19 protein-coding genes and 1 tRNA gene are annotated in these 16,878 nt (G+C 26.8%); 12 read left to right on the forward strand and 8 right to left on the reverse strand.

What is annotated here, in order from left to right; translation table 4 throughout:
* Nucleotides 1-2: 2 nt before the first annotated feature.
* From NV226_RS01445 to NV226_RS01460, 4 genes are all read right to left on the reverse strand, one after another.
* Nucleotides 3-773, reverse strand: a complete 771-nt coding sequence (locus NV226_RS01445) for a tRNA1(Val) (adenine(37)-N6)-methyltransferase (RefSeq protein WP_258211127.1) — start codon at nt 771-773, stop codon at nt 3-5.
* Nucleotides 774-838: 65 nt separating this feature from the next.
* Nucleotides 839-1,294 carry a YgjP-like metallopeptidase domain-containing protein gene (locus NV226_RS01450; protein ID WP_258211128.1) on the reverse strand — a complete coding sequence of 152 codons (456 nt, stop codon included), beginning with the start codon at nt 1,292-1,294 and terminating at the stop codon, nt 839-841.
* A gap of 97 nt (nt 1,295-1,391) precedes the next feature.
* A complete protein-coding gene (locus NV226_RS01455) occupies nt 1,392-1,574 on the reverse strand; it encodes a hypothetical protein (protein ID WP_258211129.1) in 183 nt (60 codons plus the stop codon).
* Nucleotides 1,555-2,223: a nuclease-related domain-containing protein gene (locus NV226_RS01460; RefSeq protein ID WP_258211130.1), complete on the reverse strand. Its 669-nt coding sequence runs from the start codon at nt 2,221-2,223 to the stop codon at nt 1,555-1,557. Before NV226_RS01460 ends, NV226_RS01455 begins: the two co-directional genes overlap by 20 nt.
* Nucleotides 2,224-2,356: 133 nt before the next feature.
* Between NV226_RS01460 and rpsT the strand changes: the two genes are divergently transcribed.
* From rpsT to NV226_RS01475, 3 genes are all read left to right on the forward strand, one after another.
* A complete protein-coding gene (gene rpsT, locus NV226_RS01465) occupies nt 2,357-2,620 on the forward strand; it encodes a 30S ribosomal protein S20 (protein ID WP_258211131.1) in 264 nt (87 codons plus the stop codon).
* A 175-nt stretch (nt 2,621-2,795) separates the two neighbouring features.
* A complete protein-coding gene (locus NV226_RS01470; protein ID WP_258211132.1) occupies nt 2,796-3,446 on the forward strand; it encodes a hypothetical protein in 651 nt (216 codons plus the stop codon).
* Nucleotides 3,409-5,121, forward strand: a complete 1,713-nt coding sequence (locus tag NV226_RS01475; RefSeq protein ID WP_258211133.1) for a hypothetical protein — start codon at nt 3,409-3,411, stop codon at nt 5,119-5,121. Before NV226_RS01470 ends, NV226_RS01475 begins: the two co-directional genes overlap by 38 nt.
* Nucleotides 5,122-5,168: 47 nt before the next feature.
* Here the strand turns inward: NV226_RS01475 and nusG are convergent, their stop codons facing one another.
* Genes nusG through rpmG form a run of 3 tightly spaced genes read right to left on the reverse strand, consistent with a single transcriptional unit; the run spans nt 5,169 to nt 6,114 of the window.
* The gene (gene nusG, locus NV226_RS01480) at nt 5,169-5,750 is read right to left on the reverse strand and encodes a transcription termination/antitermination protein NusG (protein ID WP_258211134.1); all 582 of its coding nucleotides are present in this window, start codon (nt 5,748-5,750) and stop codon (nt 5,169-5,171) included.
* 17 nt (nt 5,751-5,767) lie between these two features.
* On the reverse strand, nt 5,768-5,971 hold the full coding sequence (gene secE, locus NV226_RS01485; RefSeq protein ID WP_258211135.1) for a preprotein translocase subunit SecE: 204 nt from the start codon (nt 5,969-5,971) through the stop codon (nt 5,768-5,770).
* Nucleotides 5,971-6,114 (reverse strand): 50S ribosomal protein L33, encoded by a 144-nt coding sequence (gene rpmG / locus NV226_RS01490; protein ID WP_258211136.1) that lies wholly within the window; start codon nt 6,112-6,114, stop codon nt 5,971-5,973. Before rpmG ends, secE begins: the two co-directional genes overlap by 1 nt.
* A 150-nt stretch (nt 6,115-6,264) precedes the next feature.
* Between rpmG and NV226_RS01495 the strand changes: the two genes are divergently transcribed.
* The 8 genes from NV226_RS01495 to NV226_RS01530 all read left to right on the forward strand — a co-directional run bounded on the left by NV226_RS01495 (nt 6,265) and on the right by NV226_RS01530 (nt 14,014).
* Nucleotides 6,265-7,206: a TMEM164 family acyltransferase gene (locus tag NV226_RS01495; RefSeq protein ID WP_258211137.1), complete on the forward strand. Its 942-nt coding sequence runs from the start codon at nt 6,265-6,267 to the stop codon at nt 7,204-7,206.
* Between the two features lie 32 nt (nt 7,207-7,238).
* Nucleotides 7,239-7,314 (forward strand) — tRNA-His (locus tag NV226_RS01500).
* 197 nt (nt 7,315-7,511) lie between these two features.
* Entirely contained in the window at nt 7,512-7,952 is a 441-nt protein-coding gene (locus NV226_RS01505; RefSeq protein ID WP_258211138.1) for a division/cell wall cluster transcriptional repressor MraZ, read from the forward strand.
* A complete protein-coding gene (gene rsmH, locus NV226_RS01510) occupies nt 7,952-8,848 on the forward strand; it encodes a 16S rRNA (cytosine(1402)-N(4))-methyltransferase RsmH (protein WP_258211139.1) in 897 nt (298 codons plus the stop codon). Before NV226_RS01505 ends, rsmH begins: the two co-directional genes overlap by 1 nt.
* Before the next feature lie 15 nt (nt 8,849-8,863).
* Nucleotides 8,864-10,120 (forward strand): hypothetical protein, encoded by a 1,257-nt coding sequence (locus NV226_RS01515; RefSeq protein WP_258211140.1) that lies wholly within the window; start codon nt 8,864-8,866, stop codon nt 10,118-10,120.
* Nucleotides 10,113-11,261 (forward strand): cell division protein FtsZ, encoded by a 1,149-nt coding sequence (gene ftsZ / locus NV226_RS01520; RefSeq protein ID WP_258211141.1) that lies wholly within the window; start codon nt 10,113-10,115, stop codon nt 11,259-11,261. Before NV226_RS01515 ends, ftsZ begins: the two co-directional genes overlap by 8 nt.
* A gap of 144 nt (nt 11,262-11,405) precedes the next feature.
* Nucleotides 11,406-11,909: an adenine phosphoribosyltransferase gene (locus tag NV226_RS01525; protein WP_258211142.1), complete on the forward strand. Its 504-nt coding sequence runs from the start codon at nt 11,406-11,408 to the stop codon at nt 11,907-11,909.
* A gap of 257 nt (nt 11,910-12,166) precedes the next feature.
* Nucleotides 12,167-14,014: a hypothetical protein gene (locus tag NV226_RS01530; protein ID WP_258211143.1), complete on the forward strand. Its 1,848-nt coding sequence runs from the start codon at nt 12,167-12,169 to the stop codon at nt 14,012-14,014.
* Nucleotides 14,015-14,066: 52 nt separating this feature from the next.
* Here the strand turns inward: NV226_RS01530 and NV226_RS01535 are convergent, their stop codons facing one another.
* Entirely contained in the window at nt 14,067-14,939 is an 873-nt protein-coding gene (locus NV226_RS01535; protein WP_258211144.1) for a potassium channel family protein, read from the reverse strand.
* 189 nt (nt 14,940-15,128) lie between these two features.
* Between NV226_RS01535 and NV226_RS01540 the strand changes: the two genes are divergently transcribed.
* Nucleotides 15,129-16,778: a ribonuclease J gene (locus NV226_RS01540; protein WP_258211145.1), complete on the forward strand. Its 1,650-nt coding sequence runs from the start codon at nt 15,129-15,131 to the stop codon at nt 16,776-16,778.
* Nucleotides 16,779-16,878 lie beyond the last annotated feature (100 nt).

The following is a 16,878-nucleotide window of genomic DNA, read 5'->3' on the forward strand; positions in this document are numbered from 1 at the left end:
CTTTATTTTCCCCTTACCTTAATTGGTTTATATAATGCTATAACAGTTTTCCGGTATCTGTGATCATTTTTATCTATGGGATGAAGATAAATATTATTTTCAAATTTTGTTCCTCACCCTGAATTAAAACGTGCTTCAATCAAAGCAAATTTAGCTTTTTTATCTTCTCGAGGATGCACCATCTGTAACCTTTTAGGTTCAAAATTGTATTTACGCATTAAAAAAATACAATCAATTAAACGTTCTACTGGAAGTACTAAAGCTAAATAACCCTTTTGTTGAATAATTTTACTTGAACCTAAAATTATTTGTTCCAAATTTAATTTAACTTCATGAGTAGCAATTAATATTTCATCATTAGAACTAATTCTTTGTAAATTATTTTCAATTTTATAAAAAGGTGGATTACAAACAATGGCATCGTACTTTTTAGCTTGTTGTTTACTATGATCTTTGTAAAAATCATTGAAATCTTGATTAATTAAATGAATATTTTTAATTTGATTTAATTCTAAATTTTTTTGCGCCAATTCATAAGCTTTTTTTTGAATTTCAATTGCATCAATTTTTAAATTATTTTTTCTTTTACTAATAAAGATTGATAAAGCACCGTTATTAGTTCCAATTTCCAAAATTTTTTCAACTTTACTATTAATAGTTAAAAAATTACCAAGCAAAATTGTGTCTACAGAGTAATTAAACATATTTTTATCTTGATAAACATATAAATCAGAATCATAACCTAATGAATTTTTTATGATCTTTTGTTTCAAAGTAAAGCCGCCTCTCAGTATAAATCATTTATATTTTAATATAAGGGTAATTTAATCAAATGATTTTATTCACCTTTATTTAATCTCTTTCGTATTTTCTTTCAATTAATTTCATATTTTTCAACTATTTCTCAAAATTTTTTAGAGTGATTAGCTTCAAAATAGTGCGCTAGTTCATGGGCAACTACATACTTAATTTTTTCCAAATCATGATGTACTAGCTTGAAATTATAATAAATATTTTTTTTATTAACATGATTTGTTGCTCAACTATTTTTTTTCTTACGAATGTTAATTTTATGTTCTGGAACTTTCATAATTTTTTGGTAAGTATCGTGAAAAATTTGCAGTTTGTTTTTTAGTTGCCCAGCTAAAAAAATATTAATTTTATCTGTAATATATTCTTTTTCTAATTTTTTAATCAAAATTTTATACTCAATTATTTCCTTATCTCTATAAATACCTAAGAATGTTTTATCATTTAAAACAATTATTTTATATTTATATTTTTGGCCAAACAAATAAAAAAATGATTATTTAAATCAATCATTTCTTCTATTTGTTCTTGTTTTTGTAAAATAGCAACAAATTTTTCAATATGGATATTACAAAATTTTTCTAAATCTTTTGAGTAGCATAAGTACCAACTCTTAAATATATTTGTTTATTTTTAATTTTTAAACTTGTAGTTTTGTTTTTTGTATAAATAAATTGAATGGAATATTCTTTATGATTATCATTTTCATTAAAGTAAGTAATTTTTGAAATTTTGTTGTTAACTTTAGTTATAAAATAATTCAAATTTTTGTTGATCCTTTTTATTTTTTGTTTGAGCAGCTAAAATTTTTAATTGCAATTTTTTCATATCTTGTTTTGACATTGTAATTTTCAAATTTTTATAAACTTCTCACATTGTGTCAGAAATTTCTGATTCTTTAATTAATAAAACATGTTCAGGCACATGACTTACCCGTAATGCTTTGATTCGATCAGCATAAATGATCATGGATAAAATAGGAATACCTCTTTTATTAATAACATTTAAAATATGATCAATGTGTTTTTCGTTTTGTATAATAGGATTGTTTATTTCAAATTCTTTATCATGAATTTTTTTTATTAATTTTGGTTGATTTCCAATTCCTAAAAGAGTACCACTCATTGATTTCATTTCAACTACAATTACTGCACGAGAAGTAATTAAGATTCCATCAATTTCAAACAAAATATTTTTATTAATTTTGTAAAGTGAGCCATCAATTCAAATAGAATTGTTAACTTGTGCTCACTTTTCTAATTTTTGGCTAATTTCTACCTCAGCTAATTTCCCAATTTTATATATTTCAGACTTTTGACTGCCAAAGTGAACATTTAAATAAATAAAAGTAGTAAGTAAAAATAAGAAAACTAACAGGCCTAAAATGGTAAAAATGATATAAAACACCTCCATTTAAAAGCCTCCATATATTTTTTATGTTTTTTTATTTTTTTTAGTATAATAAAAAGCACTAATCAGTTTACGAGTTTATTTATTTTAAAATAATAATATATTATATAAAAAATTACTGAAGGAGAAAAAATAAATGGCTAATATTAAATCAAAAATAAAAAGAATTAAAACAAACGAAAAATCAAGAGTACGTAATGCTGCTATCAAATCAAGAGTACGTAAAGCTATCAAAAATGTAAAAATTGCTGTTAAAGAAAAATCAGAACAAGTAGAAGCATTAATGTCTAAAGCTCACAAAGAAATTAACAATGCTGCTTCAAAAGGGGTATTACATAAAAATAATGCTTCAAGAAAAACAGCAAGACTAGCTGATTTTGTTAATCAACATACTGAATAATTTTTTATAAATAATATATTAAGTTTCATAAGTTTTTTTGAATAATCTACCTATAATAAAAAACCTTTATAACTCAATTGTTATAATGGTTTTTTATTTTTTTAATGAATATTTCTATCAAAGTAATATAATTTTAGTCAAATTTAAAAATCATTAAATTTGGATAGGTGGATTCATGAAATTAAAAAATAAGATTTTACTTTCATTAACAGCAGTTGGAGTTTTATCATCTGCTGCTTTTACTAGTATTCTTGTAAATCATTTTAAAAACTATAACGGATCAAATGATGGATATTTGATTTATGATCCAAGTGCTATTACCAAAGAATTAAAAAATGAAGAATTAGAACCATTGCCAGCTCCGGCAGCTACTCCAGAAACTAATTCAGAAGTTAAACAGCAAAATCCTGTTATTTTACAACCTAAGCCACAACCTCAACCTGTAAGCCCAGAACCAGCCCCTGCTCCAAAACCTGCTCCTCAACCCAGACCAGTTTTTGTGCAACCTCAACAACCAACAACTCCAGAGAGTGCTCCTATTCCAGAAAGACGAATCGAAAGTAAAAGACCGGTTATTTTAGGAACAATTAGACCTTCTCAAGATTCTGATCTAGATAGAGAATTAAGCAGAAAAATTCTATTAGATAGTGATTTAGGAGAAATTGAAGAAGTAAATTCACTAGAATTTGAAGCTGGAGCAGATGAAAAAATTCCAGCAAATGAGAGAATTTTTGGTGGTAAGGGAACCCACAGAGAAGCTCAAGGAACATTTAAAGATAGAAATCCAGATGGAACTGAATTTTGAGCTGATATTAAGAAAAGCTAAATATTTAAACAATTCATACGGTAAAGGTGGTCAAAATTATCCAGAAAGTTTGACTGATATTTTTTACAGCAAAAAACCTTTTAAAAAACTTGCACCTGGTACAAAAATGAAATCAAAAGATTTTAAAAATGTTGATGTCAATTCCGTTGTTTTTACAGGTGAAGATTTTTTAATTTTAGATGATGATGATTTTAATCAATTTGTTGAAGAAATGAACTACCATATTAATTGACACAACAAATTTAAATTAAATAGTTCACCACAACAAGCTAGAATACCATTACAACCTTATACAAAGAGTCAGATAACAGAAGAAATTAAATCATATTTACGTAAAGGTTATTGACCCGCTGGAGTTAGCCCTATAGCCGATCCTTCAACAGCAAATGATAATAATCCTCCTGCTGTTCCTGCTTATGTTTCTGTTTGAGGTAAAAGACCAGCTTTTGTTAACAACACAACATATGGAATGATTTCAAAACAACTAGATAAATATATTCCAAGTAGTAACATTGCAAGAACAAAAACTCAAATTGAAAATTTAGATTACAATGATCGTTCTGGTTCAACCAAATATGCTTGAACTAAAACAACTAAACCAGTTGACGGTTTTGATAATGTTGAATTAAATACTTATTCACCTTCTAAAGAAATCGAAAATGTTAAAGATAGCTTTGAAAGATATATTATTGATATCAAAAATATCAGTAATGGAGTTGATGTTAATGCTGTAATTGATAAAGTTAAAAAAGAAGTTAAACATGGTAACATCGGTTTTGGAATTGCTCTAAGAGATATAAATGACAGAAACATGGATAAGGCTAAAGAAATTATTAAAAGCCTGCCAAGAGATGTTAAATATCTGATAACTTTCTATAATTCAAATAAACCAGACGCATTAGAAGCGCTAATGGATAATCCTAATTTTTCAGTAGATAATCGTTTATTTGAACTAGAAATTGTTATTAATCCACCACTTAATAGAGAAGGTCAAGAATTACTTGGTGATCCTAGTCTATTAAGAGAAATTGATCCTCGTTTATTTTTAAGAGTTGCACCTGCAGCTTTTAACTATAAATCTCAAGCTGTTTTTGAACGTTGAAAAATTAGAGATGTTGCTGCTTCTAAATCAATGAATGAAGCAACATTGGAAAATATTATTAAATATGTTTATGTGAAAGAAAAAGATAGAAGAGAATTTCAAGGACCACATGGAGAAGGTGGTTATATCCATGAATTAGATTTAAGTGCAACAAGTTTTAAAACTATTAATAATATTGAAATTCCCAAAGTTCAAACTGATAGACAATTAAATTTTTCTCTTGTGATTTTCCCTGAAGTTCAAAACAAAAAGTTAGAATTAGATTTATCTAATTTAAGAATTGATAATACTGATAAAATTATTCAAAATGGACAAACTAGATATGGAAAAGATGCTACTAAGCAGCCTGAAACTTTAGAAGTTCAAAATATTTCATCTCGAGGAGTAGCTGCTGACATAGCTACTTTAGGTAATATCATGGGTTATTCATGATCTATTAATGAATTAGATCTGTCTAAAACTAATATTACTATAGAACAAGCTAAAAGTATTTCTGGTGGAGCTAGAGGTTCTAAATTTACTGTTAAAGTTAAAACAGGTGAAACATTTGAATGAACTCCTCCTCCTAGATAGAAACTAAAATAATAAAAAAAATTGCAGCTAATAAAACTGCAATTTTTTTATTTTACTTTTAAAACAGTGTGATCCAATTGTGTTGGAGTTTTTTTTCCAAAAATTTCTAACTCTACAACAGCAATACGATTGTCATCATCACTTTCTATAACCATTCCACTTTCACCTAAAAATGGACCATCAGTAATTTCAACAAAAACACCTTGAAAAAATTCGGACTTTGAAGCTGATACTTCAAAGTCTTTTGCTAAGCGTACTTCATTTTCTAACATTTTTTTAAACTTAGCATCAGAAATAGGAGTTGGTTTAGTTCCTTTTCCTGAAGAACCGATTAAACCTGTAACATATTGAGTATTACGTACTAAAAATCATGTTTCATCAGTCATTTGCATTCTTATAAAAATATAACCCTTATAAATGTTATTCATTTTTACTGTGTATTTCTCACCTGCACGTTTTTTTTCTAAATCGCGTGGACTTAAGTGTGGTGCTTTGAAGATATAAACTTCTTCATACATCTCAGCAATTTCTGGTTGAGATTTTATTTTTGTTTCTAAAGCTTCCTTAACTTTATCTTCTTTTCCTGAAACTGTTGAAACCATATATCAATTAAATAATTTATTATTCATTTTTTAACTCCTTAGAACTATTCTAAACCTACACCTAAACTTGTTCATAATATTGAAGCAACTAAAGTTATCACAAAAAAAATACCCATAAAAATTAGAACAAAAACAATGATTTTTCAAAATGAACTTGATGAAGTTTTAGCAGAAGGTCAACGCACTCTTTTAAGTTCTAAAATAAAATTACGTAAAACATATTTTTTTTCTTTTGTTTTTTTAGTCATTATTTTTCTTCCTTGTGTATTTGATTAATTTTACATTTTTTACAGTATTTAGAAATTATTAATCTTGCTGTATTGGACTTGTTTTTTTGATAATTTTTAGTCCTACAAATTTCGCATGCTAAAGATATCTTTTTTTGAGACATAGCACAATTATAACTAAAAAGGTATTTTTTATGAGAAAAACACCGGATGTTATATTATTTAATATTGCACTTTTATATTTAAAATTATGTTTTTAAAAGTTGTATAATTTCAAATACTATTTTTTAAATTTAGTTTAAGAAAGGAACAATGTGAGTCGTAATGCTATTTCATGACGTGGAAATCAATTAACTTTTGCCGCGTCAGCTCCGTTATTTTGAACATTTTTTGCACTAATACTTTTATTAATGATGTTAGTTTGAATTTATAAAGAAAAAACTTCTGCTTATTTTCAAAATGTAACTAGAATTATGTTTATGCCAAAAAGGATTTTTGAAATTTTTTCAGGAATCGCTATTATTACCTTTACTTTAATTAGAGTTTTATTTTTGGAACTAGATGACTATGCCCAAAAATGAGAATATTTTCAATTACATTTTTGTCGATTTTTTGTTTTTATTATTGGTGTTTTACTAATTATTAATAAAAAACATTACATTAAATATTTTGGAATTCTTTCAATGTTGGGAGGATTGATAGGTATTTTATTTGCTGATTTAAAAAACTCTGCAGAATTAATCAACGCAGATCTAGCATATGAATTAACTAGATCTCCTGCAAATGGTAAACCAGGATTGGAATGAGGTCATGATAGTTATTTCTGATGAGATTTTATTTTTGCTCATAATTTTGTTCTTATTGCTTCATTTATGTTATTCATTGTATCAGGTAAAAAAGCTAAAATTGATCAACAAGCTTTATTTATTTCAATTGTGGGAATGACAATTTTAACAGCTATAGTATTTTGACTAAATATTGTAATGGACTATATTGCACCAGTTCAATGAAAATCAAATTGATTTTATTTAGGTAGCCAAGGAATTAATACATTAGGCAAATATAGTAAATGACCTTACTCCTTTTTCGTACTTTGACCAGCTGGTGTCTTTGCTTCAATTATTTTTACATTTTTATATTTTGCCCAAGATAAAATTCATTTTGAGTTTAGTGCAAAAGGTTTACCTAAAAAAATAAAAATTGTTAAATCTCAAAATTGGGAATATTTCATCTCAAAAAAACTTTATACAAAATAAAAAAATTTGCTATAATAAATTAGCAATTTATGGCGAATGTGGTGAAGTGGTTAACACACCTGCTTGTGGCGCAGGCATTCGCGGGTTCGATCCCCGTCATTCGCCCCATTTTTTTAAATGCCAGTTTATGTTTAAAAAAATGGACTGATAAAAATAAACAAAAAAATCGTTGTGATCTAAATTACAACGATTTTTTCATTTTTTTAGTTATTTTTATTCTAAAAAAGCTGTTCAAAAAAGGGATAAAAAAAATAAAAAGTTAATTTTTTTTGTTATAATGTGGAAGATAGTGGAAAGGAGTGGAAATGTATGGGACTCATCCAAGAAGTTTGGATACAAAAAATCGCGTAGTAATTCCAGCTAATTTTAGAGAAGAACTAGGAGATATTTTTTTCATTACTTTTGGGCCTCATAACGTACTTGAAATGCGTTCTGAAAAAGAATTTATAGCTTTTTCAGAAAAATTCAACAATTCCAACCTACTAGATGCAGATTTAAGAAAGTTGTGACGGATTTTGTCATCGCGTACTGTCCAACTTTCTGTTGACAAATTAGGTAGAGTAATTCTACCTAAAATGTTACTGGATCTGGCCGCTATCAAAAAAGAATTATCATTTATAGGAATGGGAAACATATGTGAAATATGGTCTCAAGAATTATTTGATAAGGACATTCAACAAAATGGTAATGCTTCTGAAATTACTAATTTAGTTGAAAAATTAAGTAAAAAAGGAATTGTTTTATAATGAAACACCAACCTGTTTTGCTTAAGGAGGTTCTCCAAGCACTGGATATTCAGGCTAATGAAACTTATGTTGATTTGACACTAGGTCGTGCTGGACACTCCGAAAAGATATTAGAAGGGCTGACAACGGGATTATTAGTAGCTTTTGATAAAGATCAAGAGGCTATAGAAGAAAGTAGTCTTTATCTTAGCAAAAGATTTACCAATTTTCATTTAGTGCATGCTGATTTTCAGAATATAGAGCAAGAACTAAAAAAATTGAAAATTGAATCTGTCAAAGGAATTTTAATAGACTTAGGAGTAAGTTCACCACAACTGGATGCCGCTGAAAGAGGTTTTTCTTATAACAAGAATGCCAGACTTGACATGCGGATGAACAAAGATCAAGATCTGGACGCTCATTTTATTGTCAATAATTATTCTGAAGTGCAATTGGTTAACATTTTCAAAACATATGCTGATGTAAAACTTCCACAAAAAGTTGCGAAAAGCATTATTGAAAATCGACCAATTAATACTACTTTAGAATTAGTTGAAATAATTAAGCATTCATTGCCAGCTTATCTAGTGAGGCAAAAAAATCCAGCTAAAGCTGTATTTCAAGCCTTAAGGGTTGAAGTTAATAACGAACTTGAATCCTTAAAAAAAATGTTAAAAGATAGCTTGCAATTTTTAACCAAAAATAGCAAGCTAGCAATTATCACATTTCATTCGATTGAAGATCGTATTGTCAAAAACTTCTTTGGTAACTTAATTAAAGGTGTTCATCATCACAAATTGCCAATTCTCGAAGAAAAACAATGGAAAGTAAAAGTATATAATCCTTCCGCTGCAGAAATTTTAGAAAATCCCCGCAGTAGAAGTGCTAAATTACGTGTTTTAACAAAATTATTTTAAAAAAAGGAGGTGAATGTGAAACGAGACATATTTGCGATATTAAAATTATCTAATAATCAAACTTCGATGATTATTATTGAAAAATCAAAAACTAATTATTTCCCACTTTTTGAATCAAACAGTCAAACTAATAATGTTGATCAACTAGAGAAATTTTTTGCAAAAACTTTAAATGAAGCACAAGCATTTTTGAAGTGTAAATTAGATAAAATTTTTGTGCAAATTGATGATTCAAAAGAATTAAATATTAAAATAAATCTTGTGGAACATTCATTTCCCGGCGCTGTTGAGAAACTTTCAAAAAAAGATCTACAAAATTATTTAATTAATTTGCAACAAAAAAATAATGCAACTCAAGAAGTAATTTTTAGTCAACATTATCAATATTTTGCAAAAGACTTAGAAAATAAGTGACATTATTTTTCTAATCCTCCATTAAATAAAAAAGATTTACATAATTTACATTTATCATCTGCAAAAATTGAAATTAATCAAGAAATTGTAATTGCTCTAAAAAAGATTTTTGCAAAGTTTAATTGCCAGATAGTTCAAATTTTACCAACTTCTGCAATTATTCCTTATACAATCGAAGATAGTATGTCTTCTAAAAAAGAATTTGTCAATTTTCATTTAGATGATAATTTTGCAATAGTAAGTTTAGTACAAAATAATGTTTTATTGAAATATCAGTTTACTGAATTTAATATCAATATTTTAATTGATAAAATTGCAACTAGATTTAAGATTAATCAATCAATCATTCGAAAAATTTTAGTTGCAAAATACAATGATTTAGATTTAGTACAATCTGATAGTGAAATCATAAATTCATTAGTATTATCTACAAGTAGTTTAAGATACAAAGATATTATTCAATTGTCAAAAATATTCTTTAATGAAATTCATTTAGAAATTCAAAAATTTTTGTTAAAAGCAAATCTTTCAAAATCTACGCCAATCTTAATTACTGGGAAAATTAATGATTTAATAAATTTTGATAAATTTGTTAAGCAAATTTTTCAAACTCATATAATATATAGTTATAAAAATGAATTTCCTGATTTATTGCAACAATCAAATCAGATAAAAGAAGCAATCGGTTATATAAAATGTATTAATTATTTGGATGAAATTATCGATTACAAAAATTACAATACTATTATAGAAACTCAACCAATAAAAATATCACATCTATTACCGAACAAAAAAAATCTTTTTTCATACATATTAAATATTTTTACAAGAAAAACCTTAGGAGAGAAACATGCTTAATGAACAACAAAATAATTTAGAGACAAATGTTTCAAACGAACCATTAGCAAAAATCACCATCATCGGTGTTGGTGGAGGTGGAAACAATTCTGTTGACTCAATGATCAAAGCCAAAATTGATGGTGTAAAATTTTTAATGGCTAATACTGATTTGCAAGTTTTAAACAAATATGATCAGGATATCGTTATACACCTAGGTAATTCTGCAGGTAATAGAGGATTAGGAGCTGGTGCAAATCCTGAAGTAGGACGTCAAGCAGCTCTAGAAACAGTTGAAGAAATCAAAACTAGAATTCAAGGTTCAGACATGGTTATTGTTACTGCAGGAATGGGTGGTGGAACCGGAACTGGTGCTGCGCCTATTATTGCTCAGGTAGCAAAGGATATGGGAATTTTAACAATCGGGATTGTAACAACTCCATTTGCATTTGAAGGTCCAAAAAGATCTAATAATTCAACAGATGGAATTGAACAAATGAAAACTGCAGTTGATTCATTAATTGTCATTTCCAATAACAAATTATTGGAACAATTCGGAAATATTCCCATTACAGATTCTTTTAAATATGCTGATACAATTTTAAAACAAACTGTTAAAACAATGACTGATATTATTTCTGTTCCTGCCTTAGTTAATCTTGACTTTGCCGATGTTACTACAGTGGTTAAAGATAAGGGTCTTGCAATTATTGGAATCGGTAAAGGATCAGGAAAAGATAAAGCAGTTAAAGCAGCTCATGCAGCAATTAATTCACCAATTTTAGAATCATCAATTCTAGGAGCAAAAGATTTAATTGTAAACGTTACAGGTGGAGCAAAAGATTTTTCTTTACAAGATGCTAATATTGTTGTGGAAACAATTAAAGATGCAGTTGGTGGAAATCCTAACGTCATCTTCGGAGTTGCTGTTGATAATAACAAAGATTCAAATGATATTTATGTTTCAATTATTGCAACAGGACTAAGTGGTAAACAAAGTAGTCAATTAGAAGACGAAGAATGACAAGAAGTGCATGAAAATATGACAGAAATTTTTACTTCAGAATTAGACATCGAAGAAGTTGAACTACAATATTCAAGAGATGAAGAATATCCTGAAGAAGATCTTGATGATGATCTGCCTCCTTATCTTAAAAAATAATTTCAGTGCGAAGTCTTAGAAGCGAAATATTTTTTTTAGATAAAAGTAGATTAATTACAAACTTTTACAGGTTTTAAATCAAAGCTAACTAACAGCTTTGATTTTTTATTTGTAAAAACTTTTTTAATGTATACTTTTAACGCTATGAAATTAAATAACTTTATTCGAGATGTGCCAGATTTTCCTAAAGCAGGAATTATGTTTAAAGACATCTCACCCTTACTAGCTAATGGTGCAGCATTAAACTATACAATTGAAAAAATGGCAGAACTTGCCAAAGATGCCGATATTATTATTGGACCTGATGCTCGGGGATTCTTATTTGGAACACCTACAGCTGCTAGATTAGCAAAACCCTTTATTATGGTTCGTAAACCTAACAAACTTCCTGGTGAGGTTGTAGCTATGAGTTATGATTTAGAGTATGGTAAAAATACTTTAGAAGTACAAAAAGGCATGATTAAAAAAGGACAAAAAGCCGTTATTATTGATGATGTTTTAGCAACGGGGGGAACTTTAGAAGCTATCATAAAACTTGTAGAATCACAAGGTGCAACCGTTGATAAAATCATTGTTTTAATGGAATTAGAAGCACTTCAAGGACGTAAGAAACTAAAAGTTCCTGTAGATGCCTTAATCAATATTTAAGAGAAGATGATAAAGAAACTTTCTTTAGGAGAAATACATGAAAGCTAAATACCAAAGTGAATTAGAAGCAATGAATGACTTTTATGAAGAATTAATTGCTCTAAGAGAGAGAGAGAGAGAGAGAGACCTTAGAAATCGACTTTTCCTGTAATACTGATGGAAGAATTAAAGGAACTTTATTTGAATTTAAATTAAGATTTGAAAATATTAATTCACATTTAAAACAAATTAAAAGATATATCATTGCATTTAACGCAATGGGACAAAATCCACCACGTTATACTTATTTAGTAGATATCAATAATCGTAATTGTATAAAAATTGATAATCTTAACTTTTCAATATTAAATGAATTTAATTGAAAAAGTCCTAAAGAATTTGTAATTTATGATGAATATATTGAAGGATGAATTGATGAATACAGCATTGTAGGATGAAATAATACTTATTGTACCTATAAAAGTAATGCAACAAAAGAAGATGTTAAAAACGAATTAATTAATCCTAAAATATTAAATATTAAAAAATTTGATTGAAATAAACAATTAGATTTTGAAAAAACTAATAGAACTGATAATAACTGATTAACTTTTAACATGAATTTATTAGGTAGTTCCTTGCTTAAAAAGCAATTAGGAGCTTTTTTTACTCCTGATAAATACGTGAAAATTTCAACTCAATTAGTTAGAGAAGCTATTGAAAACGTTCCTAAAGGGAATGATTATATTATCCTGGATCGCTGCGCAGGTACAGGAAATTTACAAAAATTTTTAAGTGAAGATGAATTATCACACTGTGTTTTAAATACATATGATTACACAGAATGAACAACACTAAAAGGACTCTATGAAGGTAGAGTAAGGATGATAATTCCACCAACTAATAAATTACGTAATGAAAATGGTTTATTAGAAAACGGTAATGCATTAAGTAAGAATTTTATTGACTATAGGCCTTTAGAAGATATTATTGCCAACAAAAAGATCACAATAATTATTTTAGAAAATCCACCATTTAGAAATATTACTGATAATAAAATAAGTAAAGATGAAAATGATATTTACATTAAGACTATAATGGGAACACAAAAAGCAGGATTTAAAACAGATTTATCAAACCTTTTTATTTGAAGTGCTGTAAATAAATATTTAAGACAAAAAGGTGATGCAATGGTTTTGTATAGTCCTATTAAATATTGAAAATCTTATAATGTAGTAGATACTTTAAAATTCGAAAAAGGTTATATAGTTAATAAAAAAGACTTTAATGCAAGTTCTGAAAGTGCTGTAAGTTTAATACATTGAAGCTGAAACTATTTAAAAAATAATTATTCTAAATTAAATTTTGAAATCATTGATCATAATATTGATAAAAAAGATAAAAATTATGAAATAAAAAAAGTTTTTAATACACCAGCTCATCTATTTAATAAAATTAAACAAAGTGAAAAAGAAAAAATAGCTATATTGAATATTAGCGGTTTTTCTTTAGATTACCAATCAAGTTCAATTTATATTAATGATAAAGATGTAAAAGGGAATGGCTCACCTACAATTTTATATAAAAACAATTTTATTGAATATTTACCACTTTTTGCTGCTAAAAAATACAAAAGTGTTATTACAAATTGGTGAGAAAATGAAACGATTTTTGCTACAGGTGATGGTGGTTTTGACTATAAAAATGATAAAGAGTTTTTAAAAAATTGTTTGATATGGACTTGCCTTACTGATTTAAATAAAGCTCGTGGTGATGAATTAAATCCCAATCCATTCGGATTAATGCAAGATACCATTTCAAACAAAATTTTGTATGACTTTGATTGAAATGATGATGATAAAAAAATTTTGGAATTATGAAAAATTGTTTTATCAGAAGCTAAAAAAACAAGTTTATACAAAGAAAACAAAATTTATAGTTTAAACGATATAAATAATGAAATTAATATTAAAAAAGAAGACGGAAAAACTAAAACTGGCAAAGTAATAATGGTGCCCAAATATCATCAATTAGATTATCAAATATCCAATTTAAAAAATAATTTAAAAGAGTATTACAAATCAAAAATTGTCCCGAATTTATTTAAATATGAACTATTAAAATAATTTTTTTTCTAAAAAAAGAAATTGAAAAGCTAGTAATATGTTAATTTTCTAACTATTTCTCTTTTTCTTTCTTTTTGTTTTTAGAATTTTCCTGAATTTTTGTTAAAAATGCCCCCGCAATAACTCCAGAAGGAATTGCGAATAAAGCAATTCCTAAAAGTGAAACAAATACTACTAAAATTTTTGTTAAAGGAGCATAAGGAATAATATCACCATAGCCAATTGTTGTTAAAGTAATGGTTGAAAAGTAAATGGCATCTCAATATGTTTTAATAATATTGGTAGTTTCTTCGATTTGTTGATCTGTTCAATTATTTGCTTTTACATGAGAGACTTCTGCATTTCAAATTAACAAAGCTAAAAATAATATAATGAAAATAATAAATGCAAAAATATTAATTAATACAATCTTTTGTGATCGAAATACTTCAAATAAAACACGGAAAGATTTAAAAATACTTACCAATAGTAAGAATCGAAATACTTTAATAACAGAGAGAGCTTCTAAGTAACTGAAAAATTGTTTAGATCCCTGATCTAATTCTAAAAAATTATTCAAAGGATAAAGTGAAGATAAAATTCCTAATATTAAAAATAATGAGCTAAAACTAAATAAAAATTTCAAACGAGGATTTTGTCAATCTTTTGTATATTTAACTGTTCAAAATAGTAATAAATAATCAGCAATCAAAATAATAGCTGCAAGTAATTGACCTCCAGCAATTCAATATTTTAGCTGCTCTTGGTAGTTTTTGGGAATTGCTAAAATTAAAAGTGAAAATGAGATAGCAAAAAATATAATACCAAAATAAACCCACTGTCCAAATTTAACTGCAGCAGTATCTTTTGTACTGAATTTTAAATCTTTTTCAATTCAAATTATGCATCCTAATTTTTTTTCGAAGTTTTCAATTTTTTTATTCATAAGTTAATAAATTATATATAAATAAAATTTTAATTTTTTTCAAAATGCCTATATTAGTTTATAATTTCAGTTCAATAAATAAAAACTTATTTTTAATAAGTTTTAATATTTCTTTATATTAATTTATTAATTTGATTATAAAAATTCTAGCAATTAGAATTATTTGGTGTTTTACGGAGGCTTTATTAAATGGCTAAAATTAATTTCTTTGCCTTGGGTGGATTAGATGAAAATGGAAAAAACTGTTATGTTTTAGAAGTTGATAATGATCTTTATATTATTAATAGTGGTACTAAAGTACCTATTTCTTCAGTTAATGGTGTTGATACTTTAATTCCTGATTTTAAATTTTTAGAGAAAAACCAAAAAAGAATTAAAGGTGTATTTTTAACAGATGTTAAAAATGAATCATTTTCAGCAATTCCTTGACTATTAATGCGTGTGAAAAATCTGAAAATTTACTGTTCTGTTTTTTCAAAATTTATTGTTTTGGAACGTTTGTCAAAATATAAAATAGGGCACAATAATTTTGAAGTAATTAGTTTGATAAAAAGAACTCAAATTGGTATGGCAACAATTACACCAATTTCAGTTGCAGGAGCTTTACCGGGAATTAATGGTTACAATTTTGAAACCGCTGATGGAAATATTTTATTTTTATTAAATTTAGTAGTAGGAAATTTAGGTTTATTTGGTAATACAAATTTAAATTTTATTAAAAAAGTCACAAACAATGAAAAACCATTGCTTGCCTTATTTTTAGATTCAGGAAAGTCAAATTTACCAGGAAAATCCATTGATAAAATCGGGATAACTTCCAAAATTGAAAAAGTTTTTCAAGAGACTAAAGAAGAATCAAGAATAATTATTGGTGCTTATGATGAAGAAATGTTTATTCTTAATGAAGTTTTAACACTTGCACAAAAAAATGATCGCCCTGTAATAATCTATGGTAGAAACTACAGTCAATTGCTAGAATTATCAATTAGAATCAACAAAGAACAAAAAATGCCTAAATTTTTAGAATATAAATATGCTAATAAAACTAAAAATGCAGTTATTTTAGTAGTAGGAAAAGTTGAAAGACTTTATCAAAGATTTTTAAGAATTACGGAAAAAAATGATGTTTTTTTAAAACTAAAAAGTGAAGATTCAGTTATTATGATTGCTCCCCCTGTCAATGGTTTAGAAGTAACACACGCCTTAACTTTAGATGAAATTGCCAGAATTTCTAAAAATTTAATCGATGTCAGTGAAAGTGAATATTACCCACTTAGACCTGCAAAAGAAGACATCGCCAAAATTGTGAGTTTTTTAAAACCTGAACATTTCATACCTTTACAAGGACTTTATCGTTATTTAGTTGTTGCTTCACAAGAAGCCAATAAAGCAGGTGTATCTAAAGCTAAAAGTTATGTGCTTCAAAATGGTAAAACTTTATCTTTTGTAGATGGAAAATTATTTTCACAAAAAGGTTTTATCAAAGATGCTGGTGAAACAATTATTGATGGTTTTGGAGTAGGTGATATTTCTCATGAAGTTATTCGTGAAAGAGAAACTTTAGGAAGAGATGGTGTAATTTCCATTTCAAGTCTTTTAAATTATAAAACTAAAAAAATTGAGGGTGAAATTAACATTATTTCATCGGGAACTATCATCAAAGAAATTAAGACAGAAATTCATGATATGATTTCATCTATTTTCATACAAGTATGTAATGAAAATAATTTAAAAAATTTAAAAGATGTTCAGGAAAAAATTCGTAAAGTAGTAAGAAAATTAATTTTTAAAAAAATTGATAAAGAACCAATAGTTTTGGTAACCTTTTACGAATACTAGAGCTTTTTTCTGGATAATTTAACCTTATTTTTTGTTATAATTTGCCTAAATAATTATGAAAAAACATCTAAAATCTAAGGTTATTACAAACAAAATAATA

Origin of the sequence: Mycoplasma iguanae, assembly GCF_024722375.1 — a bacterium.
Lineage (GTDB): Bacteria > Bacillota_I > Bacilli_A > Mycoplasmatales > Metamycoplasmataceae > Mycoplasma_M > Mycoplasma_M iguanae.